Raw genomic sequence first — 22,634 nt, 5'->3', positions numbered from 1 at the left:
CGGCGGCGAAGGAGTCGCCGAGGGCGACGTACGGGGCGGAGTTCAGGGCGCGTCCTCCTCGACCTCGACCACACCCTCGTACTGGCCCAGGTCGTCGACGGGGTCGGGAGCACCGACGAAGTCCTGCTCGGCGGGGATCGCGTCGTCGTCGTCTCCGCCGACGTCGGTGCGGCGATCGAGGCCGCCCTCGTCGACCGGGGCTCCGTAGGCGGAGCCGGGGTCGGGCTCCTCCTGGGCGATGCGCTCGTCGATGGTCTCCTCGCCCTCGGGCAGGCCCGCCATCTCGCGCTCGGACGCGCGCGGCTGCATGTCCGGGGGAGTGACGGGGAGGTCGTCGCCCTCGGTGGCATCGATACGGACCTCCCGGTCGGCCTCATCCAAGGTGGGGTCGACGTCGTTCACCTCGTGTTCACTACGGGTCAGGTCCTCGTCGAGGCGGGCCTCGTCGGCCTCGTTCCATTCACGGTTCGACTGATCGGTCATGATGCCAAGCCTGGGCGTTGTGACCGTGCCGAGCAACTCCGACGCGGTGGCCCGCCGACATGAACATCCGGCGAACGGTCTCGGAGACCGGGGCGGGTCTCGACTCTCGCCTCTAGGTTGGCCGCCATGGACTGGCAACAGGGCGGGATGATCGTCGGGGCGTTGGCCGTGCTGTACGGGTTGCTCGTGGCCTTCGGCCTGCAACGAGTGTCGCTGTCGACACGCAACATGGTCGTCAACGGGGGAGCGATCGTGCTGCTCGGGCTGCTGGTCGTCCTCGTGTTCCTCCCCTGATGGGTGTGATCTGACATGGATACCGATGTCGTGCAGCGGTGGACGCGCTCGCCGGTGACGATGCTCACCGGCGTGCTCGCCGTCGTCTACGGCCTGGGCGTCGCCTTCGGCGACTCGGTCGGGCTGACCGGGGAGCGCTGCAGACCTGGATGTGGGTCGGAGCGGTCGTGATCGGCGTGCTGTTCGTCGCTTCGCTGATCACCGCGGCGCGTCGGCCGCCGACGCGTGCCTGAGGGGTTCAGCCCTCCGAGGACATGATGATCCACAGGGCCGCGTAGATGAGGAACTGCGGCCCGGGCAGCAGGCACGACACGACGAACAGGATCCGGACCAGCTTGGAGTCGACGCCGAAACGTCGAGCCAGGCCGCCACAGACGCCCGCGATGACACGGTCGGTGCGGTTGGTGCGGACGAGTCCCTGATTCATGGCTGATCTCCGTGATGGATGGGGGCCGCTGATCGGCCCGACCTGCCCCAGTCAACCGGCCCGTGCGACCGGTCGCCATCGGGGAGATCCCTGGCCGGACCCGGAGCGGCTCAGGGTGAATACCCCGCGGCGGCGCCGAGAAAGGCGTGCCACTGCTTCTGACCCTGCGTCAGACGACCGCCGACACCGAGGTCGGCGAGGACGCCGGTGGTCGCCTCCCGTGTCCGGGCATCCCACCTGCCCGTGATCGGCACGTCCACACCCCACACATGGGTGCAGATCGCCTGGACGCCGTGGACCTGGGTGCGCGTGCGCCGGAACTCGCTGCGGCCCTCGGGGGTTCGGCCGTCGTCGACATGGATGTGATCGTGGTGGGCCTCGTCGAACAGATAGGTGAGGACGGTGCCGAAATCGCGCAGCAGCGTCGCGGCGAGACGCCAGTACTCACGCTCGTGGTCGGCGCGTTCCGGGCCGGAGGTGCCGCCCCAGCGGTCGTAGCGACAGCTCACGAGCACGTCGTCGTCACTCGTGCGGACCGACGTGAGGTCGAAGGCCCTGCCCTCGTGGTGCCAGGAGGGGCGCGGACGGGCGTCGAGATCCACCCACGTGCCGTAGGACCACACCTGGCTCGGCACACCCCACCGGGTGGCCTGCCAGTGCGAGGTCAGCGAGGCGTCGAGCTTCTCGGCGAATCCCGATCCCATCCGAAAGCTGCTCGGGGCGCCGGAGGCCTCGTAATGCAGGCGCGATCCGGCGATCCGGTCGTAGGCCGTGAGATCGGAGGCGGGAACCGGCGTCACGCTCGCGCCCGGCTGCGGTCGCTCGAGGCCGTCGAGGCCCTCGCTGAGATCGTCGACGACGTCCCCGATGTGGATGCCGCGGTCGGCGGCGAACCAGACCGCACCGCCGAGGGCGGCCACGGCTCCCGTCGTCAGGAGCGCTCGTCGAGTGAATCGCTCGGCGTCCTCCGGCACGCGTCCTCCCACCTCGGCGCAGTCTGCTTGACTCGTCAACGAACTGCGGTGGGGGAGCGTTCCTCGGTGCCGACGGGTCGTGCGTGGGTGTGGCCGTGGGCGGAACGGGGCACCGGGGAGGCAGAGATATCGAAGGAGGAGATCATGGCCGGAAAACCGGGAGTGGTGTTCGACGTGGACGGAACCCTGCTCGACACGAATTACCTGCACACCGTGGCATGGACACGCGCCCTGCGGTCCCACGGGTACGACGAGGTGACGATGGAGCATGTTCACGGCGCCATCGGCATCGCGAGCGCGGGACTGGTCGAGCATGTGACCGGCGGCCAGGACGAGGCGGTCACCGACGCCCATTCTCAGGAGTACGAGGCCTTCCAGGACGACGTGCGTGCCTTTCCTCGCGCCGCCGACCTCATGCGGGCCTGTCACGGACTGGGGCTGCTGGTCGTCATCGCGACCAGCGGCAAGGAGAAGGATCTCGACTGGATGCTCCCGGCGATCGGGATCGAGGACGACATCGTGGAGGCCGCGTCCACGTCCTCGGACGTCGACAGCGCCAAGCCGGCACCCGACCTCATGCAGGTGGCGATGGACACCTCCGACCTCGATCCGGACCGGACCGTCGCGATCGGCGACACGGTCTGGGACGTGCAGGCGGCCGCGCGCGCGGGGATCCGATGCATCGCACTGACCTGCGGAGGGATCGGTGAGGCGGCCCTTCGGGACGCCGGGGCGGTGGAGGTGTGGCGCGACCCGGCCGATCTGCTGGCGCACCTCGATGACTCGGTGCTGGCCGACCTGGCCAGGTCCGGGGCCGACGACTGACGCGGGGCCGTCGCACGCCCCTGTCTTCCACAAGGGAAGAGTTCTACAGTTGTGGAACAACGTCTCGACGATCTACGGGTGAGGTGAGCGGCGATGACGGGTTCGGCCGACGTCGGCGGTAAGGGTGCAAATCTGATCCGGCTGCGCGACGCGGGTGTTCCCGTTCCGCCCTTCGTCGTCGTCCCCGTGGAGGAGTACCACGAGTTCGTCCGTGTCCACGGGCTGGACGCGGTGATCACGGAGGCGCTCGGGGCCGGCGGTGCGGCGGCCGCCTCGGCCCTCATCCGGCAGGCGTTCCGGCGTCCGATGTCGGGGGAGCAGCGGGCGCGCCTCACCGACGTGGTGGGTGACCTCGCCGCGGCGCCGGTGGCGGTGCGCAGCTCGGCCACCGCCGAGGACCTGCCCGAGGCATCGTTCGCCGGGCAGCAGGACACGTTCCTCGAGGTCGCCGGCATCGATCAGATCCTCGAGAAGGTCATCGAGTGCTGGTCGAGCCTGTGGACCGAGCGGGCGATCACCTACCGGGCGCGCAACGACGTCCCCCTCGAGGGCCTCGGCCTCGCCGTCGTGATTCAGGAGCAGGTTGCCGCGGAGGCGTCGGGCGTGGTGTTCACCGCCGATCCGCTGACCGGACGTCGCGATCGGGTCGTCGTCGATGCGGTCCGGGGCCTGGGGGAGGCGCTGGTCTCCGGGCAGGTCACTCCCGACCACTACGAGGTGGAGGGGCCGGTCGTCGTCGAACGCGCGGTGCAGGGGGAGGCGCCGGTGTTGAGCGAGGCGCAGCTGCTCGCGCTCGTCCGGCTGTGCCGGCGCGTGGCGACGGACTTCGGCGCCCCGCAGGACATCGAGTTCACCTGTGTCGGTGACGAGCTGCAGATCGTCCAGTCGCGGGCGATCACCAGCCTCTACCCGACTCCGGAGGGCCCCCGCGAGGCCGTCTACATCAGTGTGGGTGCGATCCAAGGGGTGCTCGCGCCCCTCACGCCGCTGGGGCGCGAGATCCTGACGATCTTCGCGGCCGGTGCGGCGACGGTGTTCGGGCACACGGTGGACCACCGGACCAACCCGTTCGTCCAGGCGGCGGGGGAGCGACTCTGGGTCCGGGTCGACCGTCTGCTCACCGGCCCGGCGCGCCGGTTGGTGCTGCGGATCCTGCCCATCGGGGATCCGGTGGCCGCCACGATCGTGCGCACGCTGGCGGACGAACCGGCCTATGCGCCACGGCGCGAACGGTCGTCGCTGGTCGGGGTCGGGCGGTCGGCCGCGGGGGCCGTGCTGCCGCGGCTGCCTCGGATCGGGCGCAACCTGCGTGACCCCGAGGCCGCGCGCGCCCGCTTCCTCGCCGTCGTCGAGGACTACGTCGCGGCCGTGCGAGAGGACTTCGCTGCGGCGGGTGCCGTGTCCGACCCGGCCGATCGTCTCCGTGCTCGACTGGACGTCGTCGAGGGACGCATGTCGCGGGCCCTGGCCGTGATGTTCTCGGAGTTCCTGCCGGTCATGGGCCCGAGCGTGCTCATGCTCGTGCGGCTGCGGGCCCTCGCCGCGCGGACCGGCCTGGTGGATGCCGATGCCCTCGCGCTGACGGTCCTCCGTTCGCTGCCGGACAACGTCACCACCGAGATGGACCTCGCGCTCTACGCCGCTTCCCGGCGGATCGCCGGTGATCCGGAGTCGGTGCGGGCGATGACCGGCGAACCCGGCGAGCGCGCCGCCGCCTATCGTGCGGGCGAGCTGCCTGCGGTCGTCACCGCGGTGTTGGGGGAGTTCCTCGATCGCTACGGCATGCGCGGCGTGGCCGAGATCGACGTCGGCGCACCCCGCTGGCGTGAGCACCCGGAGCAGGTCGTGCGCACCGTGCAGACCTATCTGGGCGACGTCGACCACGCGGCGTCCTACGAGCAGGGGCGTCGTGCTGCGGCGGAGGCGATCGAGCGGCTGGCGGCGGCGTCCTCGCCGGTCCGGGCGGCGCAGATCCGGTTTCTGGCGGGGCGCCTGCGTGGCCTGTTCGGGCTGCGTGAGACGCCGAAGTTCACGCTGGTCCGCACCTTGGGTCTGGTGCGCACGGCCCTGGCGGAGTCCGGCGCCGACCTCGTCGCGGCCGGGCGACTGGACGCGGCCGACGACGTGTTCTTCCTGCGCGTGGACGAGCTGCGGACGGCGTTCGACGTCGATCACCGCGGCCTGGTGGGGGAGCGTCGTGCGGCGCGGGAACGGGAGGGCCGGCGAGGGCAGCTGCCGGTCGTGTTGCTGGGGGACGGGCGGGCCTTCTCCTCGGCTCCGGGGAGCGGCGACGCGGACCTCGTCGGCACCGGGGTCTCGCCCGGAGTCGTCACGGCGGCCGTGCGGGTCGTCGACGATCCGGCGTCTGCAGGATTGCTGCCCGGGGAGATCCTCGTCTGCCGCGGCACCGACCCCGCGTGGACCCCGCTGTTCCTCACGGCCGGGGGGCTCGTGACCGAGGTCGGTGGATTGATGACCCACGGATCGGTCGTCGCCCGCGAGTACGGGTTGCCCGCGGTGGTCGGGGTGGGTCGCGCGACCGAACGGCTGCGGACCGGCGAGGTCATCACCGTGCACGGGTCGAGTGGGGAGATCATGCGCGTCGAGTGAGCGCCCTCGCTCCTCTGATCATGTGTCTCGTCGATCATGTGTCTCGTCATGGTGTCACTTGTTACAGCTGTTGACAACCATTGTGGTCGAACTGGTGATCGGGTAAAGTGTGGGTCATGACGACGGTCGACGACATCCGAGGTTCGGTCCTCGAGCGCGAGGTCGACCTCGGCTCCAGGGCCGAGGTCGACAGTCTTGCCGAGGGCACCGACAGCCCTTCGGCCGCCGACCTCGCCGGGGTCGACACCTTCCTCGAGGAGCAGTTGGGGCGAGTGTGGCTGCCCGGCATTCAGGCCGACATCGAGTACGCCGGCGACAGCCTGGGCAGACTGGCACGCTCCGGCACCTCCGAGATCGCCGGGCGCATCGGCGCGGGGGAGGCCGTCGATCTGGTGCGGCGTCTGGAGGAGCTGTCGGGGGTGATCGTCGCGGCGCAGGCGCGACTGGCCGTGGTGGTCGACACGCACACACGGCATGCGCAGGCCGAGGCCGGCCTTCCGGCGCATCGACGAGGCACCGGAGTGGCCTCGCAGTTGGGATTGGCACGACGGGAGTCGCCGTCGCGGGCGGCGATCCGGCTGGGTCTGGCCACGGCGCTGACCACGGAGTTGCCCGCTACGTTGGAGGCGTTGGCGTCGGGGGAGACGACGGAGTATCGGGCGTTGATGGTGGCTCGGACCACGGCGGTGCTCGAGCCGGATGTGCGTCGTGACGTGGATGCGGTGATCGGTCCGGAGTTGAAGGATCTGTCGGATCGGGCGGTGCGGTCACGGGTGCAGGCGTTGGCCTATCAGGCGGATCCGCGCGCGTTCGCTGCGGCGTCGGAGCGCTCGGCGCAGGAGCGGTACGTCTCGATCCGTCCGGTGCCGACGGTGATGGCTCAGGTCACGGGATGCGTGCCGGCCGCCGAGGGGGTGGCGTGCTGGGCGGCGCTGGATTCAGCGGCGCGTTCGGCGCAGGCCGCGGGGGATGAGCGGTCACTGGCGCAACTCCGGGCGGACCTGTTCGTGGGGCGCCTGACCGGACGCGACCCGGCGAGTGCCGGGCCCGACATCGAGATCGGCATCGTCATCACCGATCAGGCGCTGCTGGGTGGCATGGGTGCTTCGGGTCGCGATGGTGGAGAACATGAGGTCGCCGGTGAGGGCGGCGCTGTCGACGAACCGGCGCACCTCGTCGGGTACGGGCCGATCCCGGCGCCGTGGGCGCGGGCGATCATCCGGGCCGAGGAGCGCGATCGGGGCAGCGTCGGTGAGCAGCAGGCGTTCTGGCGGCGGTTGTTCACGGCGCGCGACGGCAGCGTGCAGGACATCGACACCCGCCGCGGTCACTTCTCCGGCGCGCTGCGCACGGCGATCGTCTACCGGGACCAGCACTGCCGAACTCCGTGGTGCGGGGCGCCACTGCGTCAGGTCGACCACGTCACCGGCGTGGCCGACGGTGGCGGGGAGTCCTGGACGAACGGTCAAGGGCTGTGTCAGACATGCAATCTGGCCAAGGAAGCGCCGGGGTGGCGCGCCGACGCCGTGGCCACCGGGCCCCCGGGGCAGCGAGACCATGTCGTCACGACGACCACACCCACCGGGCATTCCTACGTCTCACGACCACCGGGGTATGTCGACGGCAGACGAAATGACATAATGTCGATTATCGGCGAAACGATGATGTGAGCACGAGAGGGTCGCTATGTGCGGCGGTCCAAGCAGTCCTCGTCCTCGCCGAACCCACCATGTACCCGATCCCGAGCAGGACTGCCGATGCGAGGATGACCGCGATCGAGGAGCGCCCGAGTCCGAGCAGCACCAGTGCAAGAGAGACGACCCAGACACTGGCGACCCCGACCTTCGCCGTGCCGGCCGCCCGGGTCATCCGTGCCGTGCCGAGCCCTGCCAGGCCACCGAGACCGATGAGAGCGAACAACAGCGATGTGGCCGAGGCGGTGTTTCCGCCGAGACGTACCGACTCACTGGCGTAGGTGAAATAGACCGTGATGGCCGCGAAGTAGAGCACGGCGTACACCAGGGGCGGGACCATCGCCCGCCGCCACGGTGAGCGTGTCTGCGTCGGACCTCGGTCGTCATCATGAGGTTTCAGCGCCGGTACCGCACGCAGGTTCACAGCGGCGGCCAACGCGGCGGCGCTCGCGATGCCTGCCCAGGTCACTCGCCACGAGCTGGACAACCCGACCAGGGCCACGCCGGCGAGCGCGATCAGCCCCAGGCTGGTGCCGGTGGTGATGACCGCAAGCAGGACCGGTTGATGACGCCGCGCCGCCGTCCGGCTCACGATGTCGGAGTACGGAGCCCAGACCCAGCCTGCCGCGCTGCCGCTGAGCACCGCCCCCACCGCGAGGATCCAGGGCGACGGCGCGAGCGCCACGGTCGTCGCTCCCACGACGCCGCACACTCCCCCACCGTGGTGGGCGCTCGAGGCCCGCGCCGCGCTGACAGTCGTGGCGCGGACACCAACCCGATGAGGTATCCCACGAAGGTGCCGCTGGCGATCAACCCCAACAGGAGTTCCGAGAGCCCGAACTCCGCGCGCACGGATGGCAGTGTGAGCCCGTAGGCGTACCGGGCCATGCCGAAGGCGACTCCGACGACTGCTGCCCCACCCACCCCGATCGACACGGTCCGCCTGTCCACGAGTCTCAGCGTGTCACACGGTGGCCCGCGGGTCACAGGTCGGCGCGCATGGCCGGGAACTGAACCTCTATGAAGCCTTCGCGCTCGCACATGGCCCGACGTACTGCTCCCGACTCTCCGTTCCTGCCAGGGGGCGACAGGTCACTGATCGTCGATGTCGACCACGTTCATACCCGCAGAACGCCACGCGGCGAGCAACCGGCCGCCGCCGGCTGCCGCCACCAGATCCGATCCCTCGAGCGCAGTAGCCGTCGCACAGTGAACGGCGTCGTAGCCTCGGAGCGCCGAGGATCGTGCGGCGTCGGCCGCACTCACGACGAGATCGGCCGTCAGATCCATCACGTCGACGTCGGGCCAGATCGCAAGAAAGTTCGACCATGCCCGGTCGTGCTCGTCACTGCTCTGCGATCAGGACCGGAACGACAGCAGAGGTGTCGAAGTAGACGATCACGACGCTGCTCGGCGATGAGGTCGCTCACCGTTCCCGCCGCCTCGATCGGCGGTGGCAGAGCACCACGCCGACGACGTGCCGGCGTCACCGTACCCTCGGCGATCAGTTGCTCGAGCTTGGTGGGGACGCCGACCGGCACGAGGCGTGCGACCGGACGTCCATGATCCGTGACAGTGATCGTGTGGCCTTCGCGCACGGACGCCAGGTGGCGGCTGAGACCGTCGCGAAGATCGCGGACGCCGACATCCATCGAGAGACCCCCTGTGGCCACAATTCGACACTCTATTATGGCCATTCTTTCAGCTGGGCTTCTCCCGGCAAGGGCCCCTGTCGGGCCCGGGTCAACGCGAGCGCCTCGAGATCGCCACCCGGCTTCACACGGTTGCAGACCGCGACGTCACTGCTCCGTCCATTCGAGCGTGTAGCGAAAACCGAGCCGGCGCCGCAGATGCGCCCCCGGCATGAGCCGCTGCGCTGCGGTGGCGATCTCCGCGAAGGTCGTGAGTGGGTCGGCGACCGGGAACGGATCCGGCTGCGGCCCGGCGTTCGACACCCACGGATGCTTGACGTACCCGATGACCGGATTGGTCAGCATGGATGCCGCGTCCCATACGTGGTCGGTGACCGAGGCCGGCTGCGCGAGACCGATGCAGAGGAAGCGGCCGCCGGGGGCGAGCAGCCCTCGGACGTCGGTGAGGGCGCTCTCCAGGTCGAGGTGGTGCAGCACGGCGACCATCGTGACGACGTCGAACGTCCCCGAGACCTCCGCGGGTGTCGCGTTCTCGACCCTGATGTTCGCCAGACCGGCGTGCCTGCGAGCGGCCGCTTCGCACATGGCCTGATCAGTGTCGATGCCGACGACGTGGCGCACGTGATCGGCCAGGACACCGAGCAGTTCGCCCCGGCCGCAACCGATGTCGAGCGCCCGCTCCCGCCGCGCAGGCAGGCGACTGACGATCCACGGATGAAAGTGGTCGTTGTGGCTCCAGGGGTGCCTGGCGTTGACCTCGGCCACGGCGCCGGCGAGGCGACTCCCCCATCTCGGCACGATCCCCCGGATACCCATGGGACCTAGAGTGCCGCCATGACCTCCGAGATCTCCACCGTGGCCGTCCTCGGGGCAGGAGCCATGGGCGCCATGTACGCCGACCACTTCAGCACCGGCGGCCTGTCGACGTGCCTCGTCGCCTCCGGGCTCCGCGCCGACCGACTCCGCAACCCCGGCCTGACCGTCAACGGGCGCCGGCTGGACGTGCCGGTGATCACGCCGTCGACCTCGGACTCCCCGTCGACCTCGTCGTCGTGGCGGTCAAGAGCCACCACCTGGACGAGGCCCTGGACGACCTGGCTCCGCTCGTCGGCGACGGCACGGTGATCCTCTCGGTATTGAACGGCTTGACCAGCGAAGACACCATCGCGGCGCGGTTTCCGCAGGCCCACGTCCTGCTGTGCATCGCCCTTGCCATGGACGCCCGCCGCGACGGCGAGCGTGGCGTGCTCTGGACCCAGGTCGGACGCCTCGACTTCGGCGAGGCCGACAACACAGACCCGAGCGCCGACGTGCTGCGCGTTCAGAAGGCCCTCGACAGAGCCGGGTTGGCGTGGACCACGCCGGTCGACATGCGGCACGCCATGTGGTGGAAGTTCATGGTCAACGTCGGCGCCAACCAGGCCACCGCCCTCACCCGCTCGGGGTACGGCGCTCTGCGCGACCCCGGCGGCACCCGGGACCTCATGCTGGCCCTCATCCACGAGGTCCTGGCCGTCGCGGCCGTCGAGGGCGTTGCCCTCGACGCCGAGGACGTCGCCCGCTGGGAGCAGGTGCTCGCCGGTCAGCCGGCGGACGGTTGGACCTCGATGCGCCAGGACGTCGAGGCCGGCCGCACCACCGAGGTCGACCTGTTCGGCGGGACCGTCGTCGACCTCGGACGCAAGCACGGCATCGCCACGCCGTACAACCAGGCGGCCGCGTGGGCGCTGCGCGGGCTGACCGAGGCGGGTGCCCGCCTCACGACTCCGCAGCGGTGAGGATGCCCCGCATGCAGGCGACGAACGCGTCAGGGTCGTCGATCCACGGGTAGTGCGACATCCCCGTGAGCACGTGCAGCTGGGCATCGGGGAACAGCTCCGCGATGCGCGGACCCGAGTCCGGACCCGAGACGAGGTCGAACTCACCCACGACGACGTGGACCGGAGTGGTGACGGACGCCAACCTGCCGCGCAGGGCGTCGCGGTCGGTCGGGCCCGACCAGAACGTGTCCATCGCCGTTCTGTTCAGCTGTGATTCCTGTGCAGCGGCGTGTGCGCGAGCCGCCCGGGTCCACGGCCCGTAGTAGAGGGGGTACGTCGCCTCACGGGGGGTGTCCGTCCACCCCGTCGTGGCCACCAGGTCGAGGGCTTCGCGGGCCTGCTCGTACCACGGAGCATCCCGGCGCCGCTCGACCTGTCGCTCGCTCTCCTGCTGGGACGGTTCCACCCCGATCATCCGTCCCGACGGGGTGAGCAGGACCAACCGGCGCAGCCGATCCTGGTGATCGACGGCGTAGAGGTAGGCCACCGCGCACCCGGCGGAGTGACCCACGAGATCGAACGTCTCCAGGCCCAGGTGCCGACGCAACCCCTCGATGTCGGCGGCGATCCGTTCGGCGGGGGCTCCTGCCTGCAGGGACGACCCCTCGCCGCGGCTACCGCCGGTACCCCTCGGCTCGAGGATCACGAGTCGGCGTCCGGTCCCCGGCGCGAAACCGCCGAGATCTTCCAGGTAGGCGGCATCACGGCCGGGGCCACCCGGCACGAGGATCAGGGGCTCCCCCTCCCCCAGGCTCAGGTAGCTGATCCGGTGGTCGTCGTCGGCGATGAAACTCGGCATGGGGACAACCTGTCACGCCAGCTGCCACGCCCGGTAGAGGGCGGCGAACCGGCCTCCGGCAGCGATGAGTTCCTCCGGAGATCCGTCCTCGACGACGCGACCGTCGTGGACCACGAGCACCCGGTCGGCGATCATCACCGTCGAGAGCCGGTGGGCGATGATGACGGCCGTCCGTGAGCCGAGCAGCGAGGTCAGGCCCTCCTGGACCTGCCGTTCGGAGGGGATGTCCAGCGAACTCGTCGCCTCGTCGAGGATGAGCACCGAGGGGTCGGCGAGGAAGGCCCGGGCGAAGGAGATGAGTTGTCGTTGGCCTGCCGACACGCGTCCGCCGCGCTTGTTGACGTCGGTGTCGAAGCCCTCGGGCAGAGCACGGATGAACTCCCCCGCACCGATCGCGTCGGCCGCGGCCTCGATGTCGGCCCGGCTCGCCCCCGGCCGTCCGAGCTCGATGTTCTCGGCGACCGTGCCCGAGAACAGGTACGCCTCCTGGGTCACCATCACCACGCTGCGAGTCAGGTCCTCCCCCGTGAGTTCGCGCACGTCGATGCCGTCGAGGTGGACACTCCCCTGCGTCACGTCGTAGAACCGGGCGATGAGCTTGGCGATCGTCGACTTGCCGGCCCCTGTTCGCCCGACGAGGGCAACCGTCTGACCTGCAGGAATGTGCAGGTCGACCGGTTTGAGTACCAGCGGCCCGGTCGCCGAGTATCGGAACGCGGCGTCCTCGAAGTCGATCTGGCCGCGCGCTCTGGGCAGTGCGGTCGGCACCTCGGGGTCACGGACCGCGGGCGTCTCGGCCAACAACGCCGCGATCTTCTCGAGCGCCGCCACCGCCGACTGGAACGTGTTGTAGAAGTTGGCGATCTCGTCGATGGGCTGGAAGAAGCGGCGCGCGTAGATGACCAAGGCCACGAGCACGCCCACCTGCAGATCTCCCCGAGTACGCGGAACCCACCGACGACGAGCACGACCGCGATCGTCGCGTTCGCCAGGATGCGCAGCGACGGCTGGTAGATGCCGAAGATCATGATCGACCGCAGCGAGGCGTCCCGGTAGGCCTGCGCCAGGTCGTCGTACGTGGCCTGGTTGCGCTCCTCCGTGCGGAAGGCCTTGACCGCGCGAATGCCGGTCATCGCCTCGACGAAGTGAACGATGAGCCGCGCCGAATGCGTGCGGATGCCGCGGTAGGCCTCCCGCGAACGCTTCTGGAACCAGACGGTGAGCAACACCCCCGGCACGAGCATGAGGAGCATGACCGCGCCGGTCACCCAGTCCATGCCGAGGATCAGCAGCACCGTGAACAGCATCGACAGGAACGAGCCGACCATGATGTCGATCCCCGAGTCGAGCAGCTCGCGCAACGCCTCCATGTCGGAGGTCTGACGGGAGACGATCCGGCCAGAGGTATACCGCTCGTGGAACTCCAGATCCAGACGCTGGGTCTCGTGGAACACCCGCCGCCGCAGGGACAACAGCACCCGCTGACCGATGACCGTCGACTGGCGCACGTATCCGAAGGTCAGGATGCCGCCGACGATCGCCGCGACCACGTGTGCCGCGGTCGCCCACAGGGTGGGTCCGGCGTCACCCGCCAGCAGGGCGGGGAGGGCGTTGTCGATACCCCAGGCGATGATCGCCGGGCCGGCGACGACGGCCAGCTGAGCGACGATCACCATGACGGCCAGGACGCCGACCCGCCCCCGCACGGGGCTCAGCAGGGTGCCGAGCAGTCGCATCGAACGCCGCCGCGACTCCCGGTTCTCTTCAGCGGACAGCACTCGCTGCTCGTCGTCGGCCTCCGACGTGCGGTCGGCGGGTCGGCTTTCGCCGGGGGCGGCGCCGTCGGAGTGGTCGTCGTCGGACGGATGCGCTCCTGTCGACCCAGGATCCTCGGACGGTGGCGCGGCCACGACCTTGCCGGCGTACCCCTCTCCCCGGCCACCGCCGCGATGTCGCGGTTGTGCAGCGCCTCCTGCTCCTGGTCGGTGAGGACGTACCGGTAGCGCGCAGAGGTGGCGAGCAGTTCGTCGTGGGTACCGACGGCCACGATGCGACCCTCGTCCATGAGGGCGACCCGGTCGGCGAGCGACACGGTGGAGGTGCGGTGGGCCACGATCAGCGTCGTCGTCCCGGCCAGCACCCGGCGCAGACGCTCCGTGACGACCTCCTCGGTGCGGGTGTCGAGCGCCGACAGGGGGTCGTCGAGCAGCAGCACCGCAGGCCGGGCGGCGATGGCCCGGGCCAGCGCCAGCCGCTGTCGTTGCCCGCCCGACAGACTCATCCCCTCCTCGCCGATGCGCGTGTCCACGCCGCGGGGCAGGGCGTAGGCGAAGCCTGCGTCGGCGGTATCCAGCGCCAGCCGCAGCAGCTCCTCGCGGTCGGCAGGGGCGAGATTCCGGTCGGCGCCGAGGAGGACGTTCGAACGTACCGAGTCGGAGAACAACGTGGCGTCCTCGAAGGCGACCGCGGTGATCGTGCGCAGGTCATCCAGCGACATGTCACGGACGTCGATCCCGTCGATGGTGATCCGGCCACCGGTGACGTCGTACAGTCGCGGCACGAGTTGCAGCAGGGTCGACTTGCCGCACCCGGTGACACCGACGAGCGCCATCGTCTCCCCCGGGCGGATCTGCAGATCGGCTCCGGCCACCACGTCGCGCACGCGGTCGGGCGCGTCGGGATACCGGAACCGCACCCCCTGCAGCCGGACCTCGCCGCGAATGCGGGCGGGATCGAGCGGAGTCGCCGGCTCGGGCGAGGTGATGGGATTGTCCTCGTCCATGACCTCGTAGTGGCGTTCCAGCGCCGTGGAGGCGTTGACCGCCATGCCGAGCAACTGCCCCAGCATGCGGGTGGGCCCGATGACCAGGGTCGCGGTGGCGAAATAGCTCGCGAGCCTGCCGACGTTCATCTCGCCGGCCGCCGTCTCGTGGAGACCGACGAAGAGAGCCACGCCCAGGGCCAGTTCGGGAAGCATGAACATCGCCATGTCGAACCGCGCCATGGCGTCGGCCTTGCGGACCTCGGTGCGCCGCAGGTCGTCCGCCTGTCCGCTGAACTGCTCCAGCGCGGTCGGGCCCCGGCCGAAGGCCTTGAGGACGCGGATCCCCTGCACGGATTGCTCGATCGTGGTGGCCAGGTCGCCGTTCTGGTCCTGGGAGAGCCGCGACAGCGCGTGGTAGCGCCGGCTGAACCGATAGGAGATGAGCGTGACCGGTGCGGCAGCCGCCAGGAAGATGGCGGCGAGCAGCGCGCTGGACCGGAAGAGCAGCAGCACGCCGACCACGATCGTGACCGCGCTGGCGACGACCATGATCATGCCGAAGGCCACCCACCGGCGGATCAGGTTGATGTCCGTCATCGACCGGGACAGCAATTGGCCCGAGCCCCAGTGGTCGTGGAAGGCCACCGGCATGTGCTGGACCTTGGCGTAGAACCCGACCCGCATGTCCTTCTCGGTCATCGTCGCCGGGGAGACCGCGAAGATGCGACGCAACCAGATCAGCGAGGCCTCGACGAGGCCGAGTCCGAGGACGACGGCACCGGCGGTGAGCACGGTGGCCGACGTCGCCTCGGCGTCGAGCCGGTTGACCATCCCCTCCAACACCTGCGGGATCAGCAGGGCGACGATCGAGGCCGCCAGCGCGCTGAGCAGACCGAGGAAGAGGCGGACCCGGATGGGACGCACGGTGGCCCACAGCCTGCCCATGGTCGAGATCACGCAGCGCCCCTGGTGGGAGAGATGCGTCCCGGCCCTCGGGGCGCCTCGGCCCACACTACGAGGACCGCGCGCCGGTCGCCCGCGAAGCCGGGATCTCACGAGGGTCGTGGCACGGCATGAAGTGGCCGCGTCCGCGCGAACGCGGAACAGTGACCTCATGGCTGTCTTCATGGATCGCACCCTCGATTTCGTCCGTCACGGATACCGGTTCCAGGACCGGCTCCGCGCCCGCTCCCGCGACGCCGCGGCCGACCGGCGTCTGCCCGTCCGGTTCGTCGGAGGCGATGCCCTCCTCGTCAAGGGGCTGGAGGGGGTGCGGCTGTTCTACGACACCTCCAAGGTCAAGCGTGACGGCGCGATGCCCGGTGTCATCCGTGGCGGGCTCTTCGGCCAGGGGTCGGTGCACGGCCTCGACGACGAACAGCACCGCCGCCGCAAGGCGACGTTCGTTCGCGCCGTGATGGACCCGGCGGCCTCGGACGCCCTGCTGAGCCGGGCCCGCGACGAGGTGGGCAGGGTCCTCGACACCTGGTCGGACGGACAGTCGGTCTACGACGCCATGACCCTCGCCTACGGACGTGCCGCCGTCGTGTGGGCGGGATTTTCCCCGAGAAGGAGAAGCTGGACGAGATCGCGCGATGGCAGGGCCAGATCGTCGACGGGTTCGGAGTGATCGGTCCGGAGTACGTGCGGCACAGGCTGCGTCGCCGCCAGCTCGATGCATGGTTCGAGAAGCAGGTGAAGGCGGCCCGCGCCGGGGATCTCGACGTCCCGGCCGGGTCACCGTTCCGGCAGATGCTCGACCACGTCGATGCGGACGGCCGGCCCCTGTCGGACAGGACGACGGCCGTGGAGGTGCAGAACGTCATCAGGCCCACGATCGCCACGGCCCGGTTCGCCGCCTTCGCCGCCAAGGCCCTGCACGAGAACCCGGCCTGGCGCGAGAAGATCCGCACCGAAGCCCTCGAGCGCGGCGTCACGTGGGACGGCCCCGTCGCGGAGGCGTTCGCCGAAGAGGTGCGTCGCTACTACCCGTTCGTCCCGTTGCTCCCCTCGGTGGCACGCACGGACTTCGAGCACCAGGGCATCGAGGTGAAGAAGGGCGACCGGGTCCTCGTCGACATCTACGGATCCATGCGTGACCCCGAGTACTGGGACCACCCCGAGACGTTCGATCCCGCCCGCTTCCTCGAGACCGAGATGCAGCACAGCGAGGTCTTCGTCCCCCAGGGCGGCGCCGACGTCAACACGGGGCACCGCTGCCCGGGCGAGATCATCGTCGTCGGTCTGCTCGCCCTCACGGTGGCCGAGTTGTCGGTGCGGGAGTGGACGGTCCCGCCCCAGGATCTCGACTACTCGATGAGTCGCCTGCCGGCGCTGCCGGCGGACGGGGTGAAACTCGCCGGGATGAGCAGCCCCGGCCGCTGAGGTTCGACCACCCGGCGTGCGCTGCCGAAAGTCGTGGCGCAACGGGTTGCCACCTCCCTACTGTGTCGTCATGCAGGCGACCTTCTACAGCGACCCCCGCGCCTTCCTCGATGTCGCCGGCGCCCACCTCGCCGGGGACCCCGTGCGGACCAGCGTCATCGCGACCGTGGCGGCGCGCTTCGCCGTGCACGGCATGCCTGATGGGCCCTACTGGTTCGCCACCGTGGAGGACGCCACGGGCGAGGTCGTCGGTGTCGCCATGCGCACCCGCACCCATCCCCCGTACGCCGGGTTCGTCGCCGCCATGCCTGCGGCTGCCCTCGATGCTCTGGCAGACGCTTTGGCCGACCGCGGCATCGTGGTGGAGGCCTGGAACGGGGACAGTGCCGCGGCCCGCCGCCTGTGCGCGCAGGCTGCCGGGCCGGATCGCTCCGTCGAGGTGGTGATGCACACCCGGATGTTCGAGGTGAGGAGCCTGCTCCCGCCGCGGGTCCCCGACGGAGCGCTGAGACGGGCGAGGCCGGACGACGCCGACCTGGTCGAGCGGTGGATCCACGAGTTCGGCCGCGACACCGACGTGCAGGCCGGCCGGCATCCTGGCTCGGGGTCGCTCTCCCCGCCGACCGGGAGCGGGTGCTGCAGGGGATCGCGGACGGCAAGCTCTGGCTGTGGGTCGTGGGTGAGCAGCCCGTGCACCTCAGCGGAGCGAACCCGCCCACCTTCGGCGTGGTGCGCATCGGTCCCGTCTACACGCCCGCGGAGCATCGCGGGCGGGGGTACGCGGCACACGTCGTGGCGGTGCTCTCCCGGCGGGCGCTCGACACCGGTCACCGGGTCTGCCTCTACACCGATCAGGCCAACCCGGTGAGCAACCGCATCTACGAGCGACTCGGCTACGAGGCTCTCGGCGACGAGACCGAGTTCCGGGTCACTCCCCCGATGTCTGGACGTAGCGCGCCAGGTGCTCCCCGGTGAGGGTGCCGCCGGTCGCCACGAGGTCGGCCGGCGTGCCCTCGAACACGATCCGGCCTCCGTCGTGCCCGGCGCCCGGACCGAGATCGATGATCCAGTCGGCGTGCGCCATCACCGCCTGGTGATGCTCGATGACGACGACCGACTTCCCCGAGTCCACCAGCCGGTCCAGGAGACCGAGGAGGTTCTCGACGTCGGCGAGGTGGAGGCCTGTCGTCGGCTCGTCGAGGACGTACACCTCGCCCTTGTCCCCCATCTGGGCGGCCAGCTTGAGCCGCTGCCGCTCGCCACCGGACAGGGTGGTGAGCGGTTGCCCGATCTTGACGTACCCCAGCCCCACGTCGGCCAGGCGCGCGAGGATCTTCGTGGCGGCGGGCAGCTTGGCCTCACCGCCGGAGAAGAACTCCAGCGCCTGGGCCACGGACATGCCCATGACCTCGCTGATGTCCTTGCCGCCCAGGTGGTGATCGAGCACCTCGGCCTGGAACCCCTTGGCGTCGCACACCTCGCACGGGCTCGACACGGTCTCCATGAACCCGAGCTCGGTGTACATGACCCCGGCGCCCTTGCAGGTGGGGCAGGCGCCTTCGGAGTTCGCGCTGAACAGTGCGGGTTTGACCCCGTTGGCCTTGGCGAACGCCTTGCGGATCGGGTCGAGCAGACCGGTGTAGGTAGCGGGGTTGCTGCGCCTCGACCCCTTGATCGCGCCCTGGTCGATGACGACGACGCCCTCGCCCGTGAGCGACCCGTGGATGAGCGAGCTCTTGCCCGATCCGGCCACCCCGGTGACGGCGACGAGCACGCCCAGAGGCACGTCGACGTCGACGTCCTGCAGGTTGTGGGTGGAGGCACCGCGGATCTCGTGGACGCCGGCGGGTGCGCGCACGGTGTCCTTGAGACGGGCGCGGTCGTGCAGGTGTCGTCCTGTCACGGTGCCCGACTCCGCAAGTCCCTCGACCGTGCCCTCGAAGCAGACCTCACCCCCGTCGGAGCCGGCTCCCGGCCCGAGGTCGACGACGTGGTCGGCGATGCGGATGATCTCGGGTTTGTGCTCGACGACGAGCACGGTGTTGCCCTTGTCGCGCAGCCGCACCAGCAGTTCGTTCATGCGGTCGATGTCGTGCGGGTGCAGGCCCGTGCTCGGCTCGTCGAAGACGTAGGTCACGTCGCTGAGGGAGGAGCCGAGGTGCCGGATCATCTTGGTGCGCTGCGCCTCTCCTCCGGACAGGGTGCCGGCCGGGCGATCCAGCGACAGGTACCCGAGGCCGATCTCGACGAACGACTCGAGCAGGTGTCGCAGGTTCCGCAGCAGCGGCGCGACCGACGGCTCGTCGAGCTCGCCGACCCAGGCCGCGAGATCGGTGATCTGCATGGAGCAGCAGTCGGCGATGTTCTTGCCGGCGATCCTCGAGTCCAGGGCGTGCCGCGCCAGGCGGGTCCCGCCGCACTCCGGGCAGGTGGCGAAGACGACGGCGCGGTCGACGAAGGCGCGGATGTGCGCCTGCATGGCGTCGCGGTCCTTGCTCAACATCGACTTCTGGATCCGCGGGATGACGCCTTCGTAGGTGAGGTTGATGCCCTCGACCTTGATCTTCGTGGGTTCCTTGTACAGGAGGTCGTCCATCTCCTTCGCGGTGTATTTCGCGAGCGGCTTGTCCATGTCGAAGCCGTAGCCGGAGAAGATGCGGCCGTACCAGCCGTCCATGGAGTAGCCGGGCACCATGAGCGCCCCCTCGGACAGGGACTTGCTCTCGTCGTAGATGGCGGTGAGGTCGAAGTCGGACACCGACGCCGTGCCTTCGCACCGCGGGCACATGCCGCCGGTGATCGAGAAGGTGCGCTTCTCCTTCTTGCCCTTGTTCGCGCCGGTGGCGATGGTGACCGCGCCCGCGCCGGTCACCGAGGGGACGTTGAAGGAGTACGCCTGCGGCGACCCCACGTGCGGGTCTCCGAGGCGGCTGAACAGGACGCGCAGCAGCGCGTTCGCGTCGGTGGCGGTGCCGACGGTGGAGCGCAGGTTGGCACCCATCCGCTCCTGGTCGACGATGATCGCCGTGGTGAGGCCCGCCAGGGAGTCGACGTCGGGCCGCGCCAAGGTCGCCATGAAGCCCTGCACGAACGCCGGATAGGTCTCGTTGATCATCCGCTGGGATTCCGCGGCGATGGTGTCGAACACCAGCGAACTCTTGCCCGAGCCGGACACGCCCGTGAAGACCGTGAGACGCCGTTTGGGCAAATGGACGGTGATGTCGCGGAGGTTGTTCTCACGGGCCCCCTCGACCCGGATCACGTCATGGGTGTCGGCAGCGTGCGCCGTCGGTTGCGTCATCGTGGAACTCCCGTGCTGAGGCAGGCCGCCGGACCGGACGACACGTGCATTGTGCGGTATGACGCGCAGAATCCGAAGACGCTCAGCCCGCGGCGGCAGCGGCGTCCGTGGCCGGGATGATGCCCGTGGCGAGCAGGGCGAAGAGCACGAGCGCGAGGACGATGCGGTAGATGACGAACGGCGTGAAGTCGTGCGTGGAGATGTAGCGCAGCAGCCAGGCGATGACCGCGTACCCGATGACGAAGCTGATCACCGTGGCCGTCACGATCTGCGCCCAGGCGGGCTGGACCGGGTCGCCCGCGATGTCGAGCACCTGGTCGAACCCCGACAGCAGCACGGCCGGGATGGCCAGCAGGAACGCGTACCGGGCGGCCGCCTCACGCTTGTAGCCCATGAACAGGCCACCGGCGATGGTGCCGCCCGAGCGGGACACCCCGGGCACGAGCGCCAGGGCCTGGAAGAACCCGTAGGCGATGCCGTCCTTGACCGTGAGGTCGGTGATCTCCTTGGTCTGGGTGGCGCGGCGGTCGGCGATCCAGATGACGATGGCGAAGACGAGCAGCATCGTCGCCGTCACCCAGAGGTTGCGGAACGGGCCGGTGATGAGGTCGCGCAGGGCGAGCCCGAACACGCCGATCGGGATCGTGCCGGCGATGACGAGCCACCCCATGCGGACGTCGGGATCGCTGTGCGGCAGCGTGCCGGCGAGGGCTTTGCACCAGCGGGTGACGATGCGCGCGATGTCCTTGCGGAAGTACACGAGCACCGCGGCCTCGGTGCCCAGCTGGGTGATGGCCGTGAACGCGGCACCCGGATCGGTGCCACCGAAGAGTCGCCCCACGATCGACACGTGGGCGCTGGAGGACACCGGGAGGAACTCCGTGAGCCCCTGGACCACTCCCAGCGTGATCGCTTCTCCCCAGTTCATCGCCTCTCCCGTCGGTCTGCGCCTGCGCGACCGTATCAGGGGAGGCGCTGACCTCAGGTGATCGACTCGGTGTGCACGCCGTACCGTCCCTCACGCCGGTCGGCCACCCACAGCTCGAGGCCGCGGCGCACGGTGCGGAACGCGAGCTCGTCCCAGGGGATGTCGTCGATCCCCACCAGGAGGTTCTCCACCGTCTCGGGTCCGGGACTCAGGTCGAGGTCGAGCAGCCGGGCCCGGAAGAAGATGTGCACCTGCCCCACCCGCACGATGTCGATGGCCGCGAACAGGCCTTGCAACTCGACGCGGGCGCCGGCCTCCTCGAGGGTCTCGCGGGCGGCCCCGTCACCGATGGACTCCCCCAGCTCGAGGAACCCCGCGGGAACGGTCCAGTACCCCTTGCGCGGCTCGATGTTGCGCCGGCACAGCAGAATGCGCTCGTCCGGACCGCCCTCGTCCCACACCGGGATGGTGCCGACCACGTTGATCGGGTTGACGTAGTCGATGTATCCGCACGAGGGACACACGGCGCGGTCGCGGTCCTCCATCTCGGGGACGCGACGCTCGACGGGTGTGCCGCAGAGCCGGCAGTAGCGGATGTCGGGGCTCATGTCCCGACTCTAGAGCCGGTCCGCTCCCGCCCGGTGGCGCCACCCGGTGGGTACGGTGGGTCGGGTGGCCGGGCCGAACCCGGTCGAGACGGAGGTGGAGGCGTGAAGACACTGGTACTGGCGTTCATCGGTGACGACGAACCCGGTCTCGTGCACGCTCTCGCTGAGGTCCTCTCCGACCACGGTGGCAACTGGGAGACCAGCCAGATGGGGTGCCTCGGGCATCTGTTCGCCGGCACGCTGCAGGTCTCCGTCGACGCCGAGCGGGCCGACGCACTCGTCGAGGACTTCCGCGGCCTGGACGGAATGCTGCAGGTCACGGTGCGCGCCATGTCGGTGCACGCGCCCGAGGTGGTGCACGAGACCGACTCGACCTTCACCCTCGACATCGACGGCGGGGATCATCCCGGCATCGTGGAGGCCATCGCCGCCGCCCTCGCTCGCCCCCGCGTCAACGTCCGGCGCTTCTCCAGCTGTCTGCGTGAGGACGCGGAGGGGCAGCGCACCTTCCACGTCACGGCCCTGCTCGCGGCGCAGGCCGACCTCGACCTCGACGAACTCGGGGACGACCTGCGGGCGCTCGCCGACGATCTTCGCGTCGGCCTGACCCTGGGTCTGCCGGCCCGGAGGTAACCGCCTCCTCGCCCCCGGGAATGCGATGCGGCCGGGGACGAGATCTCGTCCCCGGCCGCTCACGCCGTGCTCACGTCGTGGTCGTGCTCACTTCTTGAAGGCGTCCTTGATGTTCTCGCCGGCCTTCTTGACGCTCGCGCCGGCCTGGTCGCCCTTGCCCTCGGCCTCGAGACGCTCGTTGTCGGTCAGCTTGCCGGCGGCCTCCTTGGCCTTGCCGCCGAGGTCCTGACCGGTGTTGTCGACCTTGTCACCCGTGCCCATGTCCACTCCTTCGTCTCGGAACTGCTGACCCTTCGACCGTACGGCCCGTTCATGTACGGCGCCACCCGGAAGAATGGGGGGTGACCGGGGGTGTCGAAACGCCGATCGACGCGTTCGGGTTTGTCGGAGTGGGAAATCCGCGGCTACCGTGGAGACGACGAGTGCCGGGGGCCGGG

At 69.9% G+C, this 22,634-nt stretch carries 22 protein-coding genes and 3 pseudogenes; 10 read left to right on the top strand and 15 right to left on the bottom strand.

Annotated features, from left to right (window positions below; genetic code table 11):
* Nucleotides 1–42: 42 nt before the first annotated feature.
* Nucleotides 43–483 carry a hypothetical protein gene (locus QQK49_RS08090; RefSeq protein WP_284303493.1) on the bottom strand — a complete coding sequence of 147 codons (441 nt, stop codon included), beginning with the start codon at nt 481–483 and terminating at the stop codon, nt 43–45.
* Between the two features lie 126 nt (nt 484–609).
* Between QQK49_RS08090 and QQK49_RS08085 the strand changes: the two genes are divergently transcribed.
* Both QQK49_RS08085 and QQK49_RS08080 read left to right on the top strand, forming a co-directional pair.
* The gene (locus QQK49_RS08085) at nt 610–777 is read left to right on the top strand and encodes a hypothetical protein (RefSeq protein WP_284303492.1); all 168 of its coding nucleotides are present in this window, start codon (nt 610–612) and stop codon (nt 775–777) included.
* 15 nt (nt 778–792) lie between these two features.
* A complete protein-coding gene (locus QQK49_RS08080) occupies nt 793–948 on the top strand; it encodes a hypothetical protein (protein WP_284303491.1) in 156 nt (51 codons plus the stop codon).
* A 67-nt stretch (nt 949–1,015) separates the two neighbouring features.
* On the opposite strand, the gene QQK49_RS08075 is transcribed toward QQK49_RS08080, so the two are convergent.
* Both QQK49_RS08075 and QQK49_RS08070 read right to left on the bottom strand, forming a co-directional pair.
* Nucleotides 1,016–1,204 carry a PspC domain-containing protein gene (locus QQK49_RS08075; RefSeq protein ID WP_284303490.1) on the bottom strand — a complete coding sequence of 63 codons (189 nt, stop codon included), beginning with the start codon at nt 1,202–1,204 and terminating at the stop codon, nt 1,016–1,018.
* Nucleotides 1,205–1,314: 110 nt separating this feature from the next.
* Nucleotides 1,315–2,178 carry a hypothetical protein gene (locus QQK49_RS08070; RefSeq protein ID WP_284303489.1) on the bottom strand — a complete coding sequence of 288 codons (864 nt, stop codon included), beginning with the start codon at nt 2,176–2,178 and terminating at the stop codon, nt 1,315–1,317.
* Between the two features lie 144 nt (nt 2,179–2,322).
* On the opposite strand from QQK49_RS08070, the gene QQK49_RS08065 reads away from it, so the two are divergent.
* From QQK49_RS08065 to QQK49_RS08055, 3 genes are all read left to right on the top strand, one after another.
* The gene (locus tag QQK49_RS08065; protein WP_284303488.1) at nt 2,323–3,003 is read left to right on the top strand and encodes an HAD family hydrolase; all 681 of its coding nucleotides are present in this window, start codon (nt 2,323–2,325) and stop codon (nt 3,001–3,003) included.
* A 93-nt stretch (nt 3,004–3,096) separates the two neighbouring features.
* Complete coding sequence (locus tag QQK49_RS08060; protein ID WP_284303487.1) at nt 3,097–5,613, top strand: PEP/pyruvate-binding domain-containing protein; 2,517 nt, start codon at nt 3,097–3,099, stop codon at nt 5,611–5,613.
* Between the two features lie 116 nt (nt 5,614–5,729).
* Entirely contained in the window at nt 5,730–7,283 is a 1,554-nt protein-coding gene (locus tag QQK49_RS08055; RefSeq protein ID WP_284303486.1) for an HNH endonuclease, read from the top strand.
* Here the strand turns inward: QQK49_RS08055 and QQK49_RS08050 are convergent.
* From QQK49_RS08050 to QQK49_RS08035, 5 genes and pseudogenes are all read right to left on the bottom strand, one after another.
* Nucleotides 7,261–8,094: an MFS transporter gene (locus QQK49_RS08050; protein ID WP_284305850.1), complete on the bottom strand. Its 834-nt coding sequence runs from the start codon at nt 8,092–8,094 to the stop codon at nt 7,261–7,263. The genes QQK49_RS08055 and QQK49_RS08050 overlap by 23 nt on opposite strands.
* A pseudogene (locus tag QQK49_RS23210) lies at nt 8,076–8,195 on the bottom strand (YbfB/YjiJ family MFS transporter); the annotation flags it as partial. The pseudogene QQK49_RS23210 and the gene QQK49_RS08050, both read right to left, overlap by 19 nt.
* A gap of 204 nt (nt 8,196–8,399) precedes the next feature.
* On the bottom strand, nt 8,400–8,597 hold the full coding sequence (locus tag QQK49_RS08045; protein WP_284303485.1) for a PIN domain-containing protein: 198 nt from the start codon (nt 8,595–8,597) through the stop codon (nt 8,400–8,402).
* Entirely contained in the window at nt 8,597–8,959 is a 363-nt protein-coding gene (locus QQK49_RS08040; protein WP_284303484.1) for a type II toxin-antitoxin system Phd/YefM family antitoxin, read from the bottom strand. Before QQK49_RS08040 ends, QQK49_RS08045 begins: the two co-directional genes overlap by 1 nt.
* Nucleotides 8,960–9,106: 147 nt before the next feature.
* The gene (locus tag QQK49_RS08035) at nt 9,107–9,775 is read right to left on the bottom strand and encodes a class I SAM-dependent methyltransferase (protein WP_284303483.1); all 669 of its coding nucleotides are present in this window, start codon (nt 9,773–9,775) and stop codon (nt 9,107–9,109) included.
* Between the two features lie 18 nt (nt 9,776–9,793).
* On the opposite strand from QQK49_RS08035, the pseudogene QQK49_RS08030 reads away from it, so the two are divergent.
* Nucleotides 9,794–10,737: pseudogene (locus QQK49_RS08030) on the top strand (ketopantoate reductase family protein).
* Here QQK49_RS08030 and QQK49_RS08025 read toward each other — a convergent pair.
* The 3 genes and pseudogenes from QQK49_RS08025 to QQK49_RS08015 all read right to left on the bottom strand — a co-directional run bounded on the left by QQK49_RS08025 (nt 10,718) and on the right by QQK49_RS08015 (nt 15,299).
* Nucleotides 10,718–11,578 (bottom strand): alpha/beta fold hydrolase, encoded by an 861-nt coding sequence (locus tag QQK49_RS08025; RefSeq protein WP_284303482.1) that lies wholly within the window; start codon nt 11,576–11,578, stop codon nt 10,718–10,720. The pseudogene QQK49_RS08030 and the gene QQK49_RS08025 sit on opposite strands and share 20 nt — an antisense overlap.
* A gap of 12 nt (nt 11,579–11,590) precedes the next feature.
* Nucleotides 11,591–13,356, bottom strand: a pseudogene (locus QQK49_RS08020) (ABC transporter ATP-binding protein).
* Nucleotides 13,290–15,299 (bottom strand): ABC transporter ATP-binding protein, encoded by a 2,010-nt coding sequence (locus QQK49_RS08015; RefSeq protein WP_284303481.1) that lies wholly within the window; start codon nt 15,297–15,299, stop codon nt 13,290–13,292. Before QQK49_RS08015 ends, QQK49_RS08020 begins: the two are co-directional and overlap by 67 nt.
* Nucleotides 15,300–15,456: 157 nt before the next feature.
* Between QQK49_RS08015 and QQK49_RS08010 the strand changes: the two genes are divergently transcribed.
* From QQK49_RS08010 to QQK49_RS08000, 3 genes are all read left to right on the top strand, one after another.
* Nucleotides 15,457–15,972: a cytochrome P450 family protein gene (locus tag QQK49_RS08010; RefSeq protein WP_284303480.1), complete on the top strand. Its 516-nt coding sequence runs from the start codon at nt 15,457–15,459 to the stop codon at nt 15,970–15,972.
* Nucleotides 15,891–16,727: a cytochrome P450 gene (locus QQK49_RS08005; protein WP_284303479.1), complete on the top strand. Its 837-nt coding sequence runs from the start codon at nt 15,891–15,893 to the stop codon at nt 16,725–16,727. The genes QQK49_RS08010 and QQK49_RS08005 overlap by 82 nt, the downstream gene beginning before the upstream one ends.
* Nucleotides 16,728–17,360: 633 nt before the next feature.
* Complete coding sequence (locus tag QQK49_RS08000) at nt 17,361–17,702, top strand: GNAT family N-acetyltransferase (protein ID WP_284303478.1); 342 nt, start codon at nt 17,361–17,363, stop codon at nt 17,700–17,702.
* On the opposite strand, the gene QQK49_RS07995 is transcribed toward QQK49_RS08000, so the two are convergent.
* The 3 genes from QQK49_RS07995 to QQK49_RS07985 form a co-directional block, all read right to left on the bottom strand.
* A complete protein-coding gene (locus QQK49_RS07995) occupies nt 17,656–20,028 on the bottom strand; it encodes an ATP-binding cassette domain-containing protein (RefSeq protein ID WP_284303477.1) in 2,373 nt (790 codons plus the stop codon). The two genes, QQK49_RS08000 and QQK49_RS07995, sit on opposite strands and share 47 nt — an antisense overlap.
* A gap of 82 nt (nt 20,029–20,110) precedes the next feature.
* Complete coding sequence (locus tag QQK49_RS07990) at nt 20,111–20,956, bottom strand: undecaprenyl-diphosphate phosphatase (RefSeq protein ID WP_284303476.1); 846 nt, start codon at nt 20,954–20,956, stop codon at nt 20,111–20,113.
* Between the two features lie 53 nt (nt 20,957–21,009).
* Complete coding sequence (locus QQK49_RS07985) at nt 21,010–21,564, bottom strand: NUDIX hydrolase (RefSeq protein WP_284303475.1); 555 nt, start codon at nt 21,562–21,564, stop codon at nt 21,010–21,012.
* Nucleotides 21,565–21,666: 102 nt separating this feature from the next.
* On the opposite strand from QQK49_RS07985, the gene QQK49_RS07980 reads away from it, so the two are divergent.
* The gene (locus tag QQK49_RS07980; protein ID WP_284303474.1) at nt 21,667–22,197 is read left to right on the top strand and encodes a glycine cleavage system transcriptional repressor; all 531 of its coding nucleotides are present in this window, start codon (nt 21,667–21,669) and stop codon (nt 22,195–22,197) included.
* A gap of 87 nt (nt 22,198–22,284) precedes the next feature.
* On the opposite strand, the gene QQK49_RS07975 is transcribed toward QQK49_RS07980, so the two are convergent.
* Nucleotides 22,285–22,458, bottom strand: coding sequence for a CsbD family protein (locus tag QQK49_RS07975; RefSeq protein ID WP_284303473.1), 174 nt, complete (start codon nt 22,456–22,458; stop codon nt 22,285–22,287).
* Nucleotides 22,459–22,634 lie beyond the last annotated feature (176 nt).

It is taken from the genome of Mobilicoccus caccae (assembly GCF_030161635.1).
Classification (GTDB): domain Bacteria; phylum Actinomycetota; class Actinomycetes; order Actinomycetales; family Dermatophilaceae; genus Mobilicoccus; species Mobilicoccus caccae.
This window is presented reverse-complemented; position numbering and strand designations above follow the sequence as displayed.